This window comes from Microcoleus pseudofavosus SVA1_A4, from assembly GCF_036700565.1.
Taxonomy (GTDB): domain Bacteria; phylum Cyanobacteriota; class Cyanobacteriia; order Cyanobacteriales; family Microcoleaceae; genus Microcoleus.
The window spans coordinates 39,199-55,110 of sequence record NZ_JAUBPE010000028.1 but is presented as its reverse complement, the minus strand read 5'-3'; the positions used below and the strand labels follow the sequence as shown (position 1 = coordinate 55,110).

Annotated in this window: 18 protein-coding genes; 5 read left to right on the top strand and 13 right to left on the bottom strand. The window is 46.1% G+C overall.

Annotation, left to right across the window (positions count from 1 at the left end):
• Positions 1 to 2: 2 nt before the first annotated feature.
• Together QUA02_RS14215 and QUA02_RS14210 are read right to left on the bottom strand one after the other, a co-directional pair.
• The gene (locus QUA02_RS14215) at positions 3 to 1,061 is read right to left on the bottom strand and encodes a hypothetical protein (RefSeq protein ID WP_333028677.1); all 1,059 of its coding nucleotides are present in this window, start codon (positions 1,059 to 1,061) and stop codon (positions 3 to 5) included.
• A gap of 87 nt (positions 1,062 to 1,148) precedes the next feature.
• Positions 1,149 to 1,397, bottom strand: a complete 249-nt coding sequence (locus QUA02_RS14210; RefSeq protein ID WP_333028675.1) for a DUF5678 domain-containing protein — start codon at positions 1,395 to 1,397, stop codon at positions 1,149 to 1,151.
• Between the two features lie 213 nt (positions 1,398 to 1,610).
• On the opposite strand from QUA02_RS14210, the gene QUA02_RS14205 reads away from it, so the two are divergent.
• Positions 1,611 to 2,459, top strand: coding sequence for a hypothetical protein (locus QUA02_RS14205; RefSeq protein WP_333028673.1), 849 nt, complete (start codon positions 1,611 to 1,613; stop codon positions 2,457 to 2,459).
• Positions 2,460 to 2,590: 131 nt separating this feature from the next.
• Here QUA02_RS14205 and QUA02_RS14200 read toward each other — a convergent pair whose 3' ends face one another.
• The 6 genes from QUA02_RS14200 to bchL form a co-directional block, all read right to left on the bottom strand.
• A complete protein-coding gene (locus QUA02_RS14200) occupies positions 2,591 to 2,956 on the bottom strand; it encodes a type II toxin-antitoxin system HicB family antitoxin (protein WP_333028672.1) in 366 nt (121 codons plus the stop codon).
• Entirely contained in the window at positions 2,928 to 3,197 is a 270-nt protein-coding gene (locus QUA02_RS14195) for a type II toxin-antitoxin system HicA family toxin (RefSeq protein WP_332955243.1), read from the bottom strand. Before QUA02_RS14195 ends, QUA02_RS14200 begins: the two co-directional genes overlap by 29 nt.
• A gap of 134 nt (positions 3,198 to 3,331) precedes the next feature.
• Entirely contained in the window at positions 3,332 to 4,036 is a 705-nt protein-coding gene (locus QUA02_RS14190; protein ID WP_333028671.1) for an AbiU2 domain-containing protein, read from the bottom strand.
• A 113-nt stretch (positions 4,037 to 4,149) separates the two neighbouring features.
• Positions 4,150 to 5,559 (bottom strand): ferredoxin:protochlorophyllide reductase (ATP-dependent) subunit N, encoded by a 1,410-nt coding sequence (locus tag QUA02_RS14185; protein ID WP_199297522.1) that lies wholly within the window; start codon positions 5,557 to 5,559, stop codon positions 4,150 to 4,152.
• Between the two features lie 470 nt (positions 5,560 to 6,029).
• The gene (locus QUA02_RS14180; protein ID WP_333028669.1) at positions 6,030 to 7,493 is read right to left on the bottom strand and encodes a DUF5331 domain-containing protein; all 1,464 of its coding nucleotides are present in this window, start codon (positions 7,491 to 7,493) and stop codon (positions 6,030 to 6,032) included.
• Between the two features lie 34 nt (positions 7,494 to 7,527).
• Positions 7,528 to 8,394, bottom strand: a complete 867-nt coding sequence (bchL, locus tag QUA02_RS14175) for a ferredoxin:protochlorophyllide reductase (ATP-dependent) iron-sulfur ATP-binding protein (protein WP_333028667.1) — start codon at positions 8,392 to 8,394, stop codon at positions 7,528 to 7,530.
• Between the two features lie 154 nt (positions 8,395 to 8,548).
• Here bchL and QUA02_RS14170 point away from each other — a divergent pair, with 154 nt between their 5' ends.
• Positions 8,549 to 8,788 carry a hypothetical protein gene (locus tag QUA02_RS14170; RefSeq protein ID WP_333028665.1) on the top strand — a complete coding sequence of 80 codons (240 nt, stop codon included), beginning with the start codon at positions 8,549 to 8,551 and terminating at the stop codon, positions 8,786 to 8,788.
• Between the two features lie 343 nt (positions 8,789 to 9,131).
• Here the strand turns inward: QUA02_RS14170 and QUA02_RS14165 are convergent, their stop codons facing one another.
• Positions 9,132 to 11,294 (bottom strand): CBS domain-containing protein, encoded by a 2,163-nt coding sequence (locus QUA02_RS14165; protein WP_333028664.1) that lies wholly within the window; start codon positions 11,292 to 11,294, stop codon positions 9,132 to 9,134.
• A 145-nt stretch (positions 11,295 to 11,439) separates the two neighbouring features.
• Between QUA02_RS14165 and QUA02_RS14160 the strand changes: the two genes are divergently transcribed.
• From QUA02_RS14160 to QUA02_RS14150, 3 genes are all read left to right on the top strand, one after another.
• Positions 11,440 to 14,007, top strand: coding sequence for an alkaline phosphatase D family protein (locus tag QUA02_RS14160; protein WP_333028663.1), 2,568 nt, complete (start codon positions 11,440 to 11,442; stop codon positions 14,005 to 14,007).
• A gap of 244 nt (positions 14,008 to 14,251) precedes the next feature.
• Positions 14,252 to 14,527: a hypothetical protein gene (locus tag QUA02_RS14155; RefSeq protein WP_333028662.1), complete on the top strand. Its 276-nt coding sequence runs from the start codon at positions 14,252 to 14,254 to the stop codon at positions 14,525 to 14,527.
• 14 nt (positions 14,528 to 14,541) lie between these two features.
• The gene (locus tag QUA02_RS14150; RefSeq protein ID WP_333028661.1) at positions 14,542 to 14,718 is read left to right on the top strand and encodes a hypothetical protein; all 177 of its coding nucleotides are present in this window, start codon (positions 14,542 to 14,544) and stop codon (positions 14,716 to 14,718) included.
• Positions 14,719 to 14,733: 15 nt separating this feature from the next.
• On the opposite strand, the gene QUA02_RS14145 is transcribed toward QUA02_RS14150, so the two are convergent.
• The 4 genes from QUA02_RS14145 to QUA02_RS14130 all read right to left on the bottom strand — a co-directional run.
• On the bottom strand, positions 14,734 to 15,081 hold the full coding sequence (locus QUA02_RS14145; RefSeq protein WP_333028659.1) for a type II toxin-antitoxin system PemK/MazF family toxin: 348 nt from the start codon (positions 15,079 to 15,081) through the stop codon (positions 14,734 to 14,736).
• Positions 15,078 to 15,308: a hypothetical protein gene (locus QUA02_RS14140; protein WP_333028657.1), complete on the bottom strand. Its 231-nt coding sequence runs from the start codon at positions 15,306 to 15,308 to the stop codon at positions 15,078 to 15,080. Before QUA02_RS14140 ends, QUA02_RS14145 begins: the two co-directional genes overlap by 4 nt.
• A gap of 17 nt (positions 15,309 to 15,325) precedes the next feature.
• Positions 15,326 to 15,508: a hypothetical protein gene (locus QUA02_RS14135; RefSeq protein ID WP_333028656.1), complete on the bottom strand. Its 183-nt coding sequence runs from the start codon at positions 15,506 to 15,508 to the stop codon at positions 15,326 to 15,328.
• A gap of 17 nt (positions 15,509 to 15,525) precedes the next feature.
• Positions 15,526 to 15,912: WD40 repeat domain-containing protein (locus QUA02_RS14130; RefSeq protein WP_445305169.1), on the bottom strand; the 387-nt coding region annotated here is incomplete at its 5' end.

Here is a 15,912-nt window from a genome sequence, read left to right as displayed (position 1 = left end):
TTTTATGAAAGCGACTTCATAATCCCGCTTTCTAACTGATAAATTGCTGCCATAATTCCGGTTTCAGGATTTGTGAGCAGAGACTTTTTGACATCTTTCAAGTAACCTACAAGGTGTTCGCGCAAAATCGGTCTTTCCACTTTCACGGTGCGATCGTAATCCCACAAATCCCACATGATAATCCCGACACCGACAATCGGATCGATTAAACCTACTCCCAACTGACTCGCAACAGTACCGCCTGTTTTTGTTGCCATTTTGGCGGCGGCTTTGCTGGCAACTTTTGCCGTAACTTTGCTGCCAATTTTTGTGGCCATTCCCAAAATTAACGGCTTAGCAATTAAGTAGCCGCTGCCGCCAACTAATACTTTTAATGATAAATTCGAGACGTTTCCTTTATCGCTAATCGTGGTGGCAATATCGTTGAGATATTTGTCCCACTGTACTTGCGGTATGTTATAATTATTTTGAACTACTTTCACATTCTTGCTAACTTCTGCTATGTACAAGTTAGCAGTATCTTGAGTAATCAATTGAAACCGCATTTGAGCGCTTCTCGGCACCAGGACGCGGTTGGCAAATTCTCTTTGAAAGTCTTCGGTTAATTTTTCCGAAACAGCTTGAGATGCTGCATTCATGTCAAACCTATTGAGTACGGCAGATTTGAGGAAGTTGAAAGGTACGGTAAACTCCATCTTTTTTTGATTGAAGTAATCGAAGTACCAATCGAGAAAACTGCTGTCAACTCGCGCGATTACTTCGGTTTCCCATTTGTCCAATTCTTTAGATGCGAAAGTTTCGGCAGTTGTACGGGCTGTTTCGATCGCACTTTTTACATCTTGGTTGACTTTGCTAAAATCGTGCGGCGGCGAGACTACAACTGCTGTGGTTGCAGTATTTGTTAATGACTTGGAAATGATAAAGTTACCTAACAGGGGAATGATGACTACCAGAATGACGATCGTCCAAATCATCGGTGTCACTGTTTTGATAAACTGAGCGATAACTTTGAGGCGCTCTGTTTTCTCTGAATAGGTGATTTTTTCCTTGTCCTGATTCATGGCGGTTGCTCAATTGATGGGAACTAATGGCTAGTTTTGATTATAGGCGGCGTTTCCTGAATTGTGTTACGGGCGTGTGGGTTGGGATTATGCTCGAAAGCGAATCGGCAAAATCTGAACAGAAGCACAGCGGCGGGGAACTAAGTAAATTACAAAAATTTCTCCTGAAGCTTCGGCTAATGCCAAAACTTCTTGCAGATTTTCACTGTGAGCGATTAATCTATCGGCATTGTGGGCAATATATTGATTGCAATATAAATCTAATAACATCCGGCGGTTGCGGTGGAGCCATTTCAGCATTTCACGGCTTTCGGTTGGAGAAGGTGTTGTACTCATATATTTTGCTGAATATAAAAATTAGTGTCATAAAAACGGCTGGCTAGTTTCGATTATAGGCGATCGTACTTGCGAGCGTGTGGGGGAAGTGTGGAAAAGTTGAGGAAAAAGTGCGTAAAGCGAAGCTATCCCAAAGAAAATCGCGATTTTTTTATTGTTGACTGCATAGAAATTAAAGTGGTACTATGCTTGAATATATCTCAAGCTGTCAATATGACCTTAGATCCTTTCCTCCGCAAGCTAGCAGCCATAAATCAAGCTTTATCTGCCCTTTCAGCAGAAACCTGCACTGCGCCTGGATGCAATCAACCAGTTTCAAAACCCGGTCACAAATTATGCTATGAGCATTGGAAAGCTAACAATACTCAACCCGTGTCAGCGCCCAAACCTAAACCTCAACAATCTTCGGCCCCCTCACTTCTCTCCGCTACCAGCATCAGCGAGAAACTAGAAATATCAAAGCACAAAGTCAACCCAATTTTAGCAGAGTTAGGATTAGTAAACAAAGAGCGCAACGGCTGGGTAGCCACTAAGCGGGGAATCGGTTTTGGGGCGGTGCAAAAAACCTACCCTCAAGACAACACTCCTTATGTGCTTTGGCCAGAATCTATACTGACCAATCAAGTTTTTCTAGCGACTATTGAGAGTCTTAAAGGTGACAATTCAGAACAGAGCACAACAGAAGTAAACACAAAGCTAGGGTTCCGCGAGAAGTTCCGGGCGAGTGCACAGCATCGAACAACCGACGGTCATTTTGTGCGGTCTAAAGCTGAAGTTTTGATTGATAATTGGCTCTATATGGCGGAGCTAGTTCACGCCTATGAACGCCGACTACCCATAGAGGAAGAAGCTTACTGTGACTTTTATATTCCTGGGGGAAAGGTGTATATTGAATACTGGGGATATGAGAACAACCCGGAGTATGTGGCGCGTAAGAAAGTGAAGCAAGAACTATATCAGAAGTACGAACTCAACCTGATTGAGTTAACAGATGAACACATCAAGAATTTGGATGATTATTTGCCTAGAATGTTATTAAAATTTGGCGTAATTGTAACTTGATTTGAAAGTGCGCACTCTTCATCCGCGTTAATCTGCGTTAATCTGCCTATATCAGCGGTTCATAAAAAAAATAAAAGAGCGATCGCCCTTGAAGCGTGCCTCAAACTTCATAATCCTTATCGGATTATCTTTTAGCCTGCTTTACTTAACACAAGCAGAATGTACTGGTCAAGACTAACTCCTTCCATTTCCGCTTTTTCTGCTAAACTCAAATGTAGAGATTTAGGAATCTGTAAAGATAGACTTCCACTATACTCAACTTCCGTTGCAGGTAAAGGAATCTCATCGCCGCACTCATAAGCAGTCTCTATCCACAATTCCCTAGCTTCCTGAATATTCTCCATCGCTTCGGACAAAGTTTCACCCTGAGACATACAGCCAGGAAGGTCTTTTATTATAGCTGTATAACCTTCAGCTTCTGGATAAAAACTGATAGCATATTTCAGGCTCAAGTAATAATCTAGAGATTTAAGCTTGACTTTCATCTTCTGATTCATCGCTCCATTCCTCTAACTTCAATAATGCCACAATTTGCCTGACGTAGACTCCTTTTACCTTCTGACCGCCCTTTTTAGGGACTGTAATCTTTAATCCATCGGCATTTCGGAAAGAATGATGACTTCCTTTCGATCGCTTTTCTTCAAACCCAAAAGCAGTTAGGATATAGCACACATCGTCAAACCGCACTTCAGACGGGTTTGATAAAAATTGTTCTATCAGTTTTCCTAACTTACTCATATTAACCAAATTTTCCGACTATCTATCACAGCTTTCCAGGACTTACGCAGTGATAACGATTTTTTGTCATTCTGAGCGATAGCCAAGAATCTCAAGGTCTGATACTACCGTTACAATGCGTAAGTCCTGTTTCATTAGGGGGTTGTACTTATATCTAATAAGTTATTGTAATCCTCTTCGCTCTCTAGGGAAGGAATTTCAATATTTAAAAGAGACATATAACGATGACATATTTCTCTCGCCTCATCGATCAGTTTTTGCAACCCATCTTTTTCAAGCCTAGTCATCTCTTCAGGCATTGGCACTAAGGGCAAGTTTTCATCTTCCTCATTTTTTAATATATTCCTGTTTTTTTGCCTAACATCTAAAGCTTTTTTATATTTAACAAGTTCTGCCTTGTCATAGTGAGCTATTGCTTTGTCTCTCTGATTAAAAAGTATTTTTTTGAATCCATCTAGATTCGGATCGTAATCTTTGTCCTCCGCTTTTTTATCTGTGAATTTAATTTGGTCTTTCTTTAATTGTTTTCTGTCTAACTCACCTATTTCCTGGGATGTCTTTTTCCATGAGTTATAATTACTCTCAACAATGTTTAAAATTTTGGGAACGCTTACAGCATCGTTATGTGAGTCATATACTTGACACAAATATAATACAAACAGGTCGCGAAATCCCAAGCTAGTCATCGTCCAGAAATGAGGTGCTTTAGCGTATTTTTCTGGCGTACTACCCAAACCATAAAATAAATCATAAGCTACCGACAAATAGTATTGAGCCTTCGATAGCCTAGCATCAATAGAGTGAATCATATCACTAAATTCTTCTTGTTCAACTGTCATTTTGATAGCCTTTTATTGATGAAATTATAAAGTAGGGTAGGGATTACCTACCCCACTTATATAATTATAGCGGTTTTTACAGCAGTGAAAACCGGAAGTAGATGAGCTAGAGATTAAACCTGAGCCTCATTCTTCACCAAATTACCCCAACCCAAATCCTTCAGCGAATTATTCCGGCGCAGCGGACGAGTCACCAACTCCAGAATATCCCGCGCATTCCCAAACCCGTGAATCTGAGCAAAAGTAAACTCAACCGACCACTTAGTATTAATTCCCCGCGCTTCCAAAGGATTAGCGTGAGCCATACCGGTAATCACCAAGTCAATATTCTGCTCGTAAATCCGCTGAAGCTGATTGTAATTGTCTGGTTTCTCCACAATCCGAGGAGTAGGAACTCCCATCTCGTGACAAGTTTTTTCTAACAAAGCTAACTCGGCCGCCTGATAGCGTTTGTCCATGTAAGGAATGCCAATTTCCGGGCAAGTCATGCCGCAGCGAATCAAGAAACGTGCTAAAGAAATTTCTAGCAAATTGTCACCCATAAAGAAGACTGATTTGCCGCGAATGATTTGCAGGTAATCTTCCAAACCAGCCCAAATTTGCGCTTCCCGTTCGTCTAAACCTTTTGGTTCAATTCCCAACACTGAGCAAATCTTTTCAATCCAAGCGCGAGTTCCGTCAGGTCCGATCGGGAATGGCGCACCAATTAGCTTACACTTGCGGCGGCGCATCAACGTAGAAGCGGTACGCGACAAGAACGGATTCATGCCAGATACATAATATCCTTCTTCTAATACTGGCAATTCCGTGTAGCGCTTGGAAGGAAGCCAACCGGAAACTTTGATTCCTTGCTTCTTCAATTCTAGAGTTAGCTGAGTGACAACCGGATCGGGCAAAGAACCGAAAAGTACCAGCGGTGTGTGCTTGACATATTCCGATTCATCTGCTGCAACTTCCTCTTTTTTCTTGCCGAAATTCAGCAGTTGAGAGATAGCATTGCGTTCTTGTTTCTGAGATTCCATCACGGGCGCTTTCTCAGGACATTTAGCAGCCATAGCTGCCAAAACGGTATCTTCTCCTTGAGTAAAGGCGTAATCCAAACCGTTAGCGCGAGCCGTGACGATGGGAATGCCAATTTCTGCTTCGAGTTTGGGCGCTAACCCTTCCAAATCCATTTTGATAATTTCAGTAGTGCAAGTGCCGATCCAGACAATTACACTGGGGTTACGATCGCGCTTAATTTGCAAGCACAGTCGCTTCAACTCGTCATAGTCGTTCAACTGAGCGGAAATATCGCCCTCTTCCAATTCAGCCATCGCATAGCGAGGCTCAGCAAAAATCATCACGCCCATTGCGTTTTGCAAGAAATAGCCACAAGTCTTGGTACCGATTACCAAGAAAAAGCTATCTTCAATTTTTTGATAAAGCCAAGCTACGCAGCTAATCGGACAAAAAGTGTGATAATTCCCAGTTTCGCATTCAAAGTTTAAAGCTTCCGGTTCATTAGTAGTAATAGCAGTCATATCTCAAATCTTCTCCCTTTAAATTGTTTTTCGTCTCGAACAGGACTTACGCCGGAGCGAGGAAATACCTGTATTTTGCGATCGCATCTCTTGCTGCGGGCAGGAATAGGTTGTTCTTCGTCTCGATCGCGCTTTCGCAGGAGCGAGAAAACATCTGTTTTTGGCGATCGCGCTTATCAAAGCGAACAATAATAGAAATACCTGGTTTTGGCGTAATTCCTTTGAAAAATAGATGCAGCTTGCCTCAATATTTCCGCAGCAGCAGCATCCAAAATTTGAGCTAAAAAATTCTGCGCGAGGGCATATAATCCCTCACAGCAGGGATTTAGTGTTATTCAACTCACTAAGGCAAAAAGCCTTTTGGCAGTTGTGAGTTTGAGCTAATTAAAAATTAACAACTCGCCACTCACAACTTACAAATAGAGCGGGAAACTTCCAGACTAGAAGAGACTCCGCCGATCGCCACAACCTCACTTAAAATCCGACAAAAAGCCCGAAATTTCTTCATCGTCATCGTCGGAATCCAAATCGCCGAGACCGAGAGCATCTAAATCATCTTCGTCAGGATCTCCGGTAGTTGCTTCTCCCAGATCGTCAAGTCCGAGATCGTCGAGGTCATCGTCATCAGATACAGAGAAATCGTCAATACCGTCTTCGTCCAAGTCGCCCAGATCCATGTCTAGGTCATCTGAGGTCGGTGCCCCAAACGGATCGGGTATTTCTTCGGCGACAAAATCTTCATCTTCTTCCCCAAACGGATCGGATATGGCCGCTTCGAGATCCCCAGAGGTCAAAGTCCCAAATTGCGAGACTTCTTCTTCATCGTCATCGCCGAGGTCGAGACCGCCCAAAGCCGAAGCTTCTTCATCGTCATCGCCGAGGTCGAGACCGCCCAAAGCCGAAGCTTCTTCATCGTCATCGCCGAGGTCGAGACCGCCCAAAGCCGAAGCTTCTTCATCGTCATCGCCGAGGTCGAAGTCAGATACGGCGTCTTCCTCATCGTCGCCCATATCGAAGTCGGAGATCGCTTCTTCCTCGTCATCGTCCAGGTCGAGACCGTCCAAAGCCGAGGCTTCTTCCTCGTCATCGTCCAGGTCGAAGTCGGAGACCGCTTCTTCCTCGTCATCGTCCAGGTCGAGACCGTCCAAAGCCGAGGCTTCTTCCTCGTCATCGTCCAGGTCGAAGTCGGAGACCGCTTCTTCCTCGTCATCGCCCAGGTCGAAGTCGGAGACCGCTTCTTCCTCAAACTCCAAGGATTCCTCCTCGGAGCTAAGTGCTGACGCTGCTGCTGCCAGACCGGCGACTCCGGCGACTCCGGCGACTACTCCGGCTGCTCCTAAAGCCGCACCGCCCAATTTATTAGATTTGGCATCAGCGGGTGCAGCTTGCTCGATCGGGGCTGTGGGTGCTGCTGTCGCTGCGGGTGCTGTCGCTGCGGCTGCGGGTGCTGTCGCTGCGGGGGCTGCTGTGGCTGTGGCTGCTGTGGCTGTGGCTGCGGGGGCTGCTGTCGCTCTGGCTGCGGGTGCTGTCGCTGCGGGGGGTGCTGTCGCTGCGACTGCGGGTGCTGTCGCTGCGGGGGGTGCTGTCGCTGCGGCTGCGGGTGCTATGACAGTTGGAGATTGGCCGGCCGTCTGTGGCGCGGTATTTGAGGGCATACCTAGTGCCATGTCCGGGTCAAAATTTAGTCCCAACACTTCGATCAGGCTGTCTGCATCCGCCTTAAGTTTTGAGAAGGGCAGCATTAGTTGCTGGAGTTCCGGCTCCAGGGCAGCGGCAATTCCCAGGATGAGGTAAGAAACAGGCCTTTTCCCGCCGTCGGGTGTGGCGACCGTGTTGTCAGCCGTCATGTGCAGGAGCAGCCAAGCCCGATTTACCTGGTAGTAGTCCAACCACTTCTGTTTGAGAGCAACTGAAAAAGTATCAAAAAAAGCCATAACCTCTTTATCCTCATCCTGATCGCTAGACCTATTAAACCATCATCAGGTCTAGCTCATCTTCCTCCTTCTTGACCACTGGTTGCACTGGATTTAGATAAAAATCTGAAAGCAAGGAGAATAATTCGCGATCGGGCAAGTCGTTGGGCACTACTCCTTCGGGCATTGCCAAAATCTGGTCGGCGATGTTGAGGTAGTAATCGCAGACGTAATTCAGGGAAGAATCGGTCTCGGCCATCTCAAACAAAGTTTTGCCCTTGACGCGAGAAACGCGGATGTCTTCAATCAGGGGCAGCACTTCCAGCACCGGCATGGGTACGGAGTCTATGTACTTCTCGATCAAGTCGCGCTTGGAGGTGCGGTTGCCAATCAAACCGGCGAGGCGCAACGGGTGAGTGCGGGCTTTTTCGCGGACTGAGGCGGCGATGCGGTTGGCTGCAAATAAAGCGTCGAACCCGTTGTCGGTAACAATCATGCAGTAGTCGGCGTAGTTTAATGGGGCTGCAAAACCGCCACACACTACGTCGCCGAGCACGTCGAACAGGATGATGTCGTATTCCTCGAAGGCATTGAGTTCTTTGAGCAGTTTGACTGTTTCGCCGACTACGTAGCCGCCGCAGCCAGCTCCGGCGGGAGGGCCGCCTGCTTCTACGCAGTCAACGCCTCCGTAGCCTTTGTAGATGACATCTTCGGGCCAAACGTCTTCGTAGTGATAGTCCTTTTGCTGAAGGGTGTCAATAATTGTGGGGATCAAGAAGCCCGTGAGCGTAAATGTGCTGTCGTGCTTTGGATCGCAACCGATTTGCAAAACTTTCTTGCCGCGGCGGGCGAGGGCAACGGAGATGTTGCAGCTTGTTGTCGATTTGCCAATTCCACCTTTTCCGTAAACTGCGAGTTTCACTCTTTGTTCTCCTATAGGTTTCTATCAAAACTATCGGGGCTGGGGTTTCACGCTTTTTTGCGATCGCCCAACTGCACCCAACTGCAATACCCAACTGCCATCCCCAACCGCCATGCTATTCCTGTCAATTTGGGAGTCGGCGCAAGTTAGCTCCTTGAAAGCATTATTAGCTAACTTGCCACGAAAAGAAAGGGGGCGACCAAATGAAAATGCTAGTAAATTTGTTTATTTTGCATCTTTGGGAATCTTAGCTGTTTTTTTGACTTGCAAATCTATTTTTATCAAATTTTTACCTTCTAAATTAGTTTTAGAATACTTTTTTAATATAAAGAGGTACAAAAATAAAACAAAAATTAACTTCTCAAACAATCTGGGCTTTTGGCTTTCGGGCTAGGATGCAGACAGTTGATGGCTTGTGCTGCTCGCCTCGAACGGGCACAAAGGCGCTGGTGGATGAGGCAAACGGGAGAGTGAGTTCGGCTCAGTTGGGTCTGGGGAGGGCAAAGTTATACCATTTGAGATTTGAGATTTGAGATTTGAGATTGGGAAAGAGTGATTTTGCTGGGGTTTTGAGTGTTATGTAAAAAATTGTGAATTTTTAGGAATTGGCGGGCGAGGGGAGATTGGGGGAGAAGGGGAGGGGGAGAGTGGGAGATTGGGGGAGTGGGGGAGAGTGGGAGTGGGGGAGATTGGGAAAATCTTCCTTCTTCCTTCAACATCTGACTAATGACTAATGACTAATGACTGCTGGCTATCGGAATCTCGATCGCAAACTCAGTGCCCCGCCCATCTTCCGAAACGCAATCGAGCCGCCCCCCGTGCTGTTCCACAACTAAATGGTAAGAAATCGACAGTCCCAACCCAGTGCCCTTGCCTACTGGTTTGGTAGTAAAAAACGGGTCAAATAATTGGCGACGAATGTCATCAGGTATGCCCCCGCCGTTGTCGGAAATTCGGATCGCCACAAAACCGGGGTCAACAACTTCAGTGCGAATTGTAATAGCCGGAACACTCAATTCAGAACTAGGAATTGGCGACTGTGTATTTTTCCCATTTCCCTTTGCCCATTGGCCTTTCTGGATTGCTTCATCAATCGCATCAATAGCATTGCCGATAATATTCATGAACACCTGATTGATCTGACCGCCACAGCACTCGATCAGGGGCAAATTACCGTATTCTTTAATAATGTCAATAGCTGGATGTGCGCCGTGAGCTTTGAGCCGATGCTGCAAAATCAACAAAGTGCTGTCGAGTCCCTCGTGAATGTCAACGAGCTTGATGTTAGATTGATCGGATCGCGAAAAATTGCGCATCGACACAACTATTTGGCGGATGCGCTCTGTTCCTACTTGCATAGAAGACATGATCTTAGATAAGTCTTCTACCAAAAAATCGACTTCCATCTGTGCTGCTGCTTCCCGAATTTCCGAGACTGGTTCGGGATAGTGCTGCTGGTAAAGTTCCAAGAGTTGGAACAATTCTTTGATGTAGTGGCTGGCGTGGGAAAGGTTGCCGTAGATAAAATTAACAGGATTGTTAATTTCGTGAGCGATACCGGCAATCATTTGTCCCAAAGAAGACATTTTTTCGGTTTGCACTAATTGAGTTTGAGTTTGCTGCAACTTTCGTACAGTTTGCTCTAATTGCTGCGCTTGATTTTTCAAGCAAGCTTGCTTTCGCCGCAGCGCTTCTTCGACTCGCTGGCGCTTGATAATATCCCGTCTCAACAATTCATTGGATTCTAAAAGTTGAGCGGTGCGTTCTTCAACTTGTTTTTTTAAGTCGTCGTGAGCTTGGCGCAGGGCTTCTTGGGCCCGCTGCCGCTCTAAAATTTCTTGCTGCAAAAGTTCGTTGGCTTCCTGCAATTGGGTGGCTCTATCGTCAACTGCTTGCTGCAAAAGCTCGATCGTCCCGTACATTTCAGATTGGTTAAAAACTTGCGGCAAACTTGTCAGAGAAACAACGCCCAAAAGTTCTCCCTGGCTGCCAACTACTACCAAACGGCGGACGCAGTGCCGCTGCATGGACTGGTGGGCACTCCAGAGGGAATCGCCGGGAGATATGCAAAATAAAGGCGCACTCATGGCCTCAGTTGCCGATATTTGGGAGAGGTTTAATTCTAGGGCGTGAAACTGCACGATATCGCGTTCGGTGACAATGCCGATCGGAATTTGGTAATTTTGTGTTGGTACGATCGCCCGATCGGGATGCTGAATTTGCTCTTGGACAATGACGACGCAACTAACTCGATGCTTGACCATGAGCTGGGCTAAATCGAGGACTGAGGCAGTTTTTGGGGCAGAAATGACTTCTTTGGTCATGACATCTGCTGCACAGCGCAAATTGGTTAGCAAGTTAATCGGTTGTAGGGCTTCGTGAATGGCTTCGCGGGTGATGATGCCCAGAAGTCGCGAGTCCTCGTCCACTACGGGCAAATGCCGGATCTGATGCTGGCGCAAGGTGAATATAGCTGTGAAAATATCTTGAGACTCGGATTGTTTGAGGGTAATGGGCGATCGAGTCATTACGTCCGCAATTGTCAGTCCTACCGTACAAGCTGCGAGGGTAGTTAGCTTGACGATATCCCGTTCTGTAAAAATGCCGATCGGCCGATTATCTTCCACGACTAACACGCAACTGCGCTTGGCGGCGCTAGCAACAGCGTTTGGTTTTTCGCCACAAAGCTGACAGGAGACCCGCATCGGGTTCATGAGAGCCAACACTTGGGCGATCGGGGTTTCTGGAGCGACGGTGAGGGGGTGGCGGTCGATCGCCCAATCTAAAGGTGAGGAGTAGAGCGGCTGGCTGTTGGGCCGTCCGGCGGGTTCTGATGATTTAATTACCGACAACTGCGGGGCTAAATCTAGGAAATGCTGTAAATGTTCTTCTTGTAGCATGATTATTAATTTTACTTAATGAATTGTTACAATTTTGCTGGCTGGGGTTGGCAGACTTAGCATTAGTTAACCGGGTCACAGATGCTCGATCGCCTAAAATCTGATTGCTAGAACACCCTTATTTAATTTTTATTTTTTAAATCCTATGTCGTGGACGCCATTAAGTCATCGAATTCATCACTTGCCACTGATCCTTGCGGGCCCGATTTTGCGCCGGACTGAAACTCAGGCCGTGACAGTTTGGCTGGCTCTGAAAGCACCCCGCCGAGTCGAACTCAAGGTTTATTCGACAGAGGGCGGAACCGGCGAAATTGTCGGGGTGCCGTTACTCCAAGGTGCGAACTCTACCGTGCAGCTCGGCAAATACCTGCACGTAGCGGCGGTGACTGCTAAACCGATCGACGGCAAAGTCTTGACATCCGGGCAAATTTATGCTTATGACATCGAGTTTGCTGGGAGTCGCGAGTCGAACGTCGGGGTTGCAGTCCCAGAAAATGAGAAAGAAAATCTCATTTCTTGCCTGTGGCCTGCCTCCCCTGATTTGTCGGCTTTGGGGCCGGAGACGATTAGTTATTTCGCTCACCAGTTGCCCACTTTTGCCCTGCCGCCGCAGGATTTAAACTATTTGCGTATCGTTCACGGTTCTTGTCGCAAGCCCCACGGAGACGGCAGAGATGCGCTGCCAATCTTGGATAATTCGATCGAACAGTTTGCAAGTACGGCAAATAGCAGGCCCCACCAACTGTTTTTAACGGGCGACCAAATTTACGGCGACGACGTTGCCGATGCGATGCTGTGGGCTTTGACTGATGCTGGCGATACCCTGTTGGGCTGGGAAGAGAGTCTACCCCTGATGGATGATGCCCAAATTAAAAATAATTTGTGTATCAGTATACCTAAAAATGCGGAAAACGAAAATGCAGTTGGCCAAGAGAGGGAAATTTTTAGAGAGTCGCCAATTCAGAAACCGTCTGATGCTGAGTATGAGTCCAAAAAACCAATTGAGTTACAGCCGGGGACTCGCAGCGATATTGCCAGAGATTTTGGCGGCTTTACGGCGATGTTGGTGAATAAACCCAACAATGCTAAAAGTCACTTGTTTAGCTTGGGCGAATATTATGCGATGTATTTGTTAGTTTGGTCGCCGGTACTTTGGTGCGAGCGTTTTCCGAAGGGTAAGGATATTTGTCCAACTTCTAAGCAGGCAAAAGTCTGGGATAGAGAAGTTGTTGAACTTGACGGTTTTGCTCGCAATTTGTGGAGGGTGAGGAGGGCGCTAGCGAATATTCCTAGTTATATGATTTGCGATGACCACGATGTTAGTGACGATTTGTATTTGAATCGAGAGTGGTGTTACCGTGTGCTGGGGAAGCCGCTGGGCCGGCGGGTGGTGCAGAATGCTTTGCTGGCTTACGCTGTGTTTCAGGCTTGGGGAAATACGCCCGCACAGTTCGATCGCGAAAAACCGGGAGATAAATTATTAACAACTGCTGAAAAATGGTCGGATTCTGCTGGTACGGATGTTTCTGCTTGGGAGGAGGCGGCTTCGTATTTGGGAATTCCAGGGCTAGATCCGAAAACTCATTTGCCTAAGTTGAAATTAGACGAAGATGTTTTTATTTTGGATCGGGAGGGCGAGGGTGTAAGTGAGGTTTTGAATTGGCATTTTACTGTAAGAAGTTTTAAGCACGAGGTGATTGTGTTGGATACGCGGAGTTGGCGCGGGTATCCGGTGAAAAGCGCGATCGATCCGCCGATGCTTTTGACTCACAAAGGTTTTGAAGAGCAAATTCAGAAACCTTTGAAGGAGACTGAGTTGCTGAATAAAACTGGGGAGTTTGAGATAGAGGCGACGCTGGTAGTTGTGCCGACTAATTTGGTGGGTTTGTGGATTATTGATGCGGTGCAAAAACGGGAGGTTGAACAGGGGAAAGTTTTTAATAGCGATGCGGGGGATGCTTGGAATTTTCACGACTTGGCTTTTGTGAAGCTGTTGTCGGAATTTTTTAAGCAGCGCGATCGGGTGATTGTGTTGAGCGGGGATATTCACTATGCTGCTGCTGTGCGGCTGAGTTATTGGTCTGATTGTCATTTTGGCGATTCTCGGCCGAATATTGAGCCTTTGACGAGGGATAATTATCGGTCAAATTGTCAATATTCTGTGTTGGCGCAGTTGACTGCTAGTGCTTTGATCAATGAAGAGTGGAAAACGCATTTAATTCATACTAAGATTAAGTCGCTGCTTCCCGAGCGATCGCACGAATGTTTGGGATGGAATGAGCCGCTGGAATTAATGAAAATTTCGAGGAGTGGCAAAAAAAAGAAAGCTCTGGCGGCTGCTGTCAGGAACAGACAATCTCTGCCTGATTGGGGCTATCGGGTTGACTGGATTAAACGGCAAAGAGCTCGGGTATTTTTGCTGCTAGAAAAGGGAACTGCGTCAGATAGATCGCATAAAAATAAACAATTGTCATTCCTGCGTAGGTTGTGGAATTTTATATCGCTGTTGTGGCGCAATCGCTGGCTGCAAGAGGGTAATGAGATTGTGGGATATAGCAATATTGCGATCGTCAGTTTTCAGTGGCCGGCGGATAGTGATGGGGAGAAAGCGGTGATCCAAAATATTTATTGGCGGCCGCTTTGGGAGCCGGATAGTGTGGTTTACAGTCAGTATTTTGTGCCGCTGGGATTGGATGAACCAAGGGTTGATTGATCGGGTGTTCTGTATTTAAATTTAACTTTTTGGGCGTTGCTCAGAGCAACGGCACACGGGTTGAAGAGTCGATCGCCCGTTTCCCAAAACGTCGTGAAGCGTAGCTATCCCGTAGGGAATCGCCCGTTTCCCGAAAAGCCGAGATCCCTTCCCATTCTCTCGCTGTTGGGTAAATTTGACAAAATTTGATATTTTTGCTATAATTTCCTGAAATTAATCACAATTAAAGCTCAACTATAAATATATGGAAGCTGTAATTGAAAGCATTGTAAGTAAGCTGCGTTATTTAGCTAAACCGCAGCTAGAAGTTGTTCTTAATTTTGTTGATTTTATAACTTGGAAGTCAGGGCCCGGTCTGTTATCAAGAGTAAGTGATTCTGAGGCAGAAATCGGCGATCGCGAGTTTGAAATACTTTTAGATGAAGTGGCCGATGAGTTCATTAAAAACAGGGGAGTAAATGTCCCTACGCTATCGGATTTTGCGGTGAGTCGTGCTGGTATCTATGAGGATCGTCCATAGCAATGTTATGTCTTGTGGATACAAATATTTTGCTCAGGTTTGCCGATCGCTCTCATCATTATGCTCGTCTTGTGGCTGTGATGAAAGCAAACGGTGCATCACATATTTTGACGCTAAATGTTAAGGATTTTACTCGCTACGCCAGCGAAGGAATTGTGCCGATCGATCCGAATACTATCTCCGAACAATAAAAGTCGATGCTCTTTTTAAGGCAAGTAACCCAAGGTAAATAATATGATATTTTCTAATTGTACCAGTATCTCTGGATTGATTTCACCAATTTTATTTCGCAATCTTGTTTTATCCAAAACTCGCAGTTGATGGCACAATGCAACAGAATCTTGAGTCAATCCTCCCTCGCCGCCGGGAATCAAAACACAGGAAGGAAGAGAGGCACGACGTAGATTAGTTGTGAGAGGAATACTGATAACAGTAGTTGTGTATCTCGAAATTGTATCGTTTTGAAAAATAATTGTGGGACGCACGCCTGCTTGTTCGGAACCTTGTGCGGGATCGAGGTTGGCAATCCAGATTTCACCTCGTCTGATTGTCATGCCAAATCCTCATGTTTGAGGAGTTCTGAATATTCGCTGATTCCGAGTTCCGCAAGTTGTCGGTCTTCTTCGGCAAATTCGCTGTAGAGTGCAGCTAAGTTAGTTTCATCGATCGCAGGAATACTCACTAATCTGGCACGGAATTTCAGGAAGCTAATAAATTCAAATACTTGTTGGAGTTGTTCTCGATCGAGCTTTTCTAACTCTTTTTGGATTAACTCTCTCATGACAGTTATATTTGTTGTCAAGTTTTCTGTATTATAGCCCGATCGCCCATCCACAAAAAACCTGATCGCCCATCCACAAAAAACCCGATCGCACATAAACCCAAAAACTCGATCGCCCATCCACCAAAAAATCCGATCGCGGGGCCCCAGAAACCGGGTTTTTTCCGAAATACTTCCCTACAACCCACAGATTTGGGCAAAAACCCGGTTTCTTGGATTATCGGCCGCCGCTAACTCCCTCCAATCGCAGGAAATGCACCCGGCCCGAACCATCCCCCGCCACAACTGTCACTCCATCAGGTAACATTGCACAGCAACCAAATCCATAATCTCCGATGAAACTAGCAATTTCTTTGCCACTTAGCAAATCCCAGATTTTCAGGGTGTTATCTGATGAAGCGGAAATCGCTGTGAAACCATCGGGTGCGATCACTACTTTCCATATTTTGTCAGTATGACTGATGAGAGTTAAAAGTTCCGTGCCACCGTATGTATCCCAGATTTTCAAGGTATTATCTGACGAAGCAGAAATCGCGGTTTTGCCATCGGGTGCGATTGCTACTGCATTTACCCTGTCAGTATGACCGATGAGAGTTTTCAGTAT

Coding starts and splice junctions, on each gene's coding strand:
- QUA02_RS14145 (WP_333028659.1), bottom strand. CDS start 15,081: ATGACAATCAGACGAGGTGAAATCTGGATTGCCAACCTCGATCCCGCA.
- QUA02_RS14165 (WP_333028664.1), bottom strand. CDS start 11,294: ATGCTACAAGAAGAACATTTACAGCATTTCCTAGATTTAGCCCCGCAG.
- QUA02_RS14185 (WP_199297522.1), bottom strand. CDS start 5,559: ATGACTGCTATTACTACTAATGAACCGGAAGCTTTAAACTTTGAATGC.
- QUA02_RS14195 (WP_332955243.1), bottom strand. CDS start 3,197: ATGAGTAAGTTAGGAAAACTGATAGAACAATTTTTATCAAACCCGTCT.
- QUA02_RS14180 (WP_333028669.1), bottom strand. CDS start 7,493: ATGGCTTTTTTTGATACTTTTTCAGTTGCTCTCAAACAGAAGTGGTTG.
- QUA02_RS14160 (WP_333028663.1), top strand. CDS start 11,440: ATGTCGTGGACGCCATTAAGTCATCGAATTCATCACTTGCCACTGATC.
- QUA02_RS14210 (WP_333028675.1), bottom strand. CDS start 1,397: ATGAGTACAACACCTTCTCCAACCGAAAGCCGTGAAATGCTGAAATGG.
- QUA02_RS14155 (WP_333028662.1), top strand. CDS start 14,252: ATGGAAGCTGTAATTGAAAGCATTGTAAGTAAGCTGCGTTATTTAGCT.
- QUA02_RS14205 (WP_333028673.1), top strand. CDS start 1,611: ATGACCTTAGATCCTTTCCTCCGCAAGCTAGCAGCCATAAATCAAGCT.
- QUA02_RS14140 (WP_333028657.1), bottom strand. CDS start 15,308: ATGAGAGAGTTAATCCAAAAAGAGTTAGAAAAGCTCGATCGAGAACAA.
- QUA02_RS14215 (WP_333028677.1), bottom strand. CDS start 1,061: ATGAATCAGGACAAGGAAAAAATCACCTATTCAGAGAAAACAGAGCGC.
- QUA02_RS14200 (WP_333028672.1), bottom strand. CDS start 2,956: ATGAATCAGAAGATGAAAGTCAAGCTTAAATCTCTAGATTATTACTTG.
- QUA02_RS14190 (WP_333028671.1), bottom strand. CDS start 4,036: ATGACAGTTGAACAAGAAGAATTTAGTGATATGATTCACTCTATTGAT.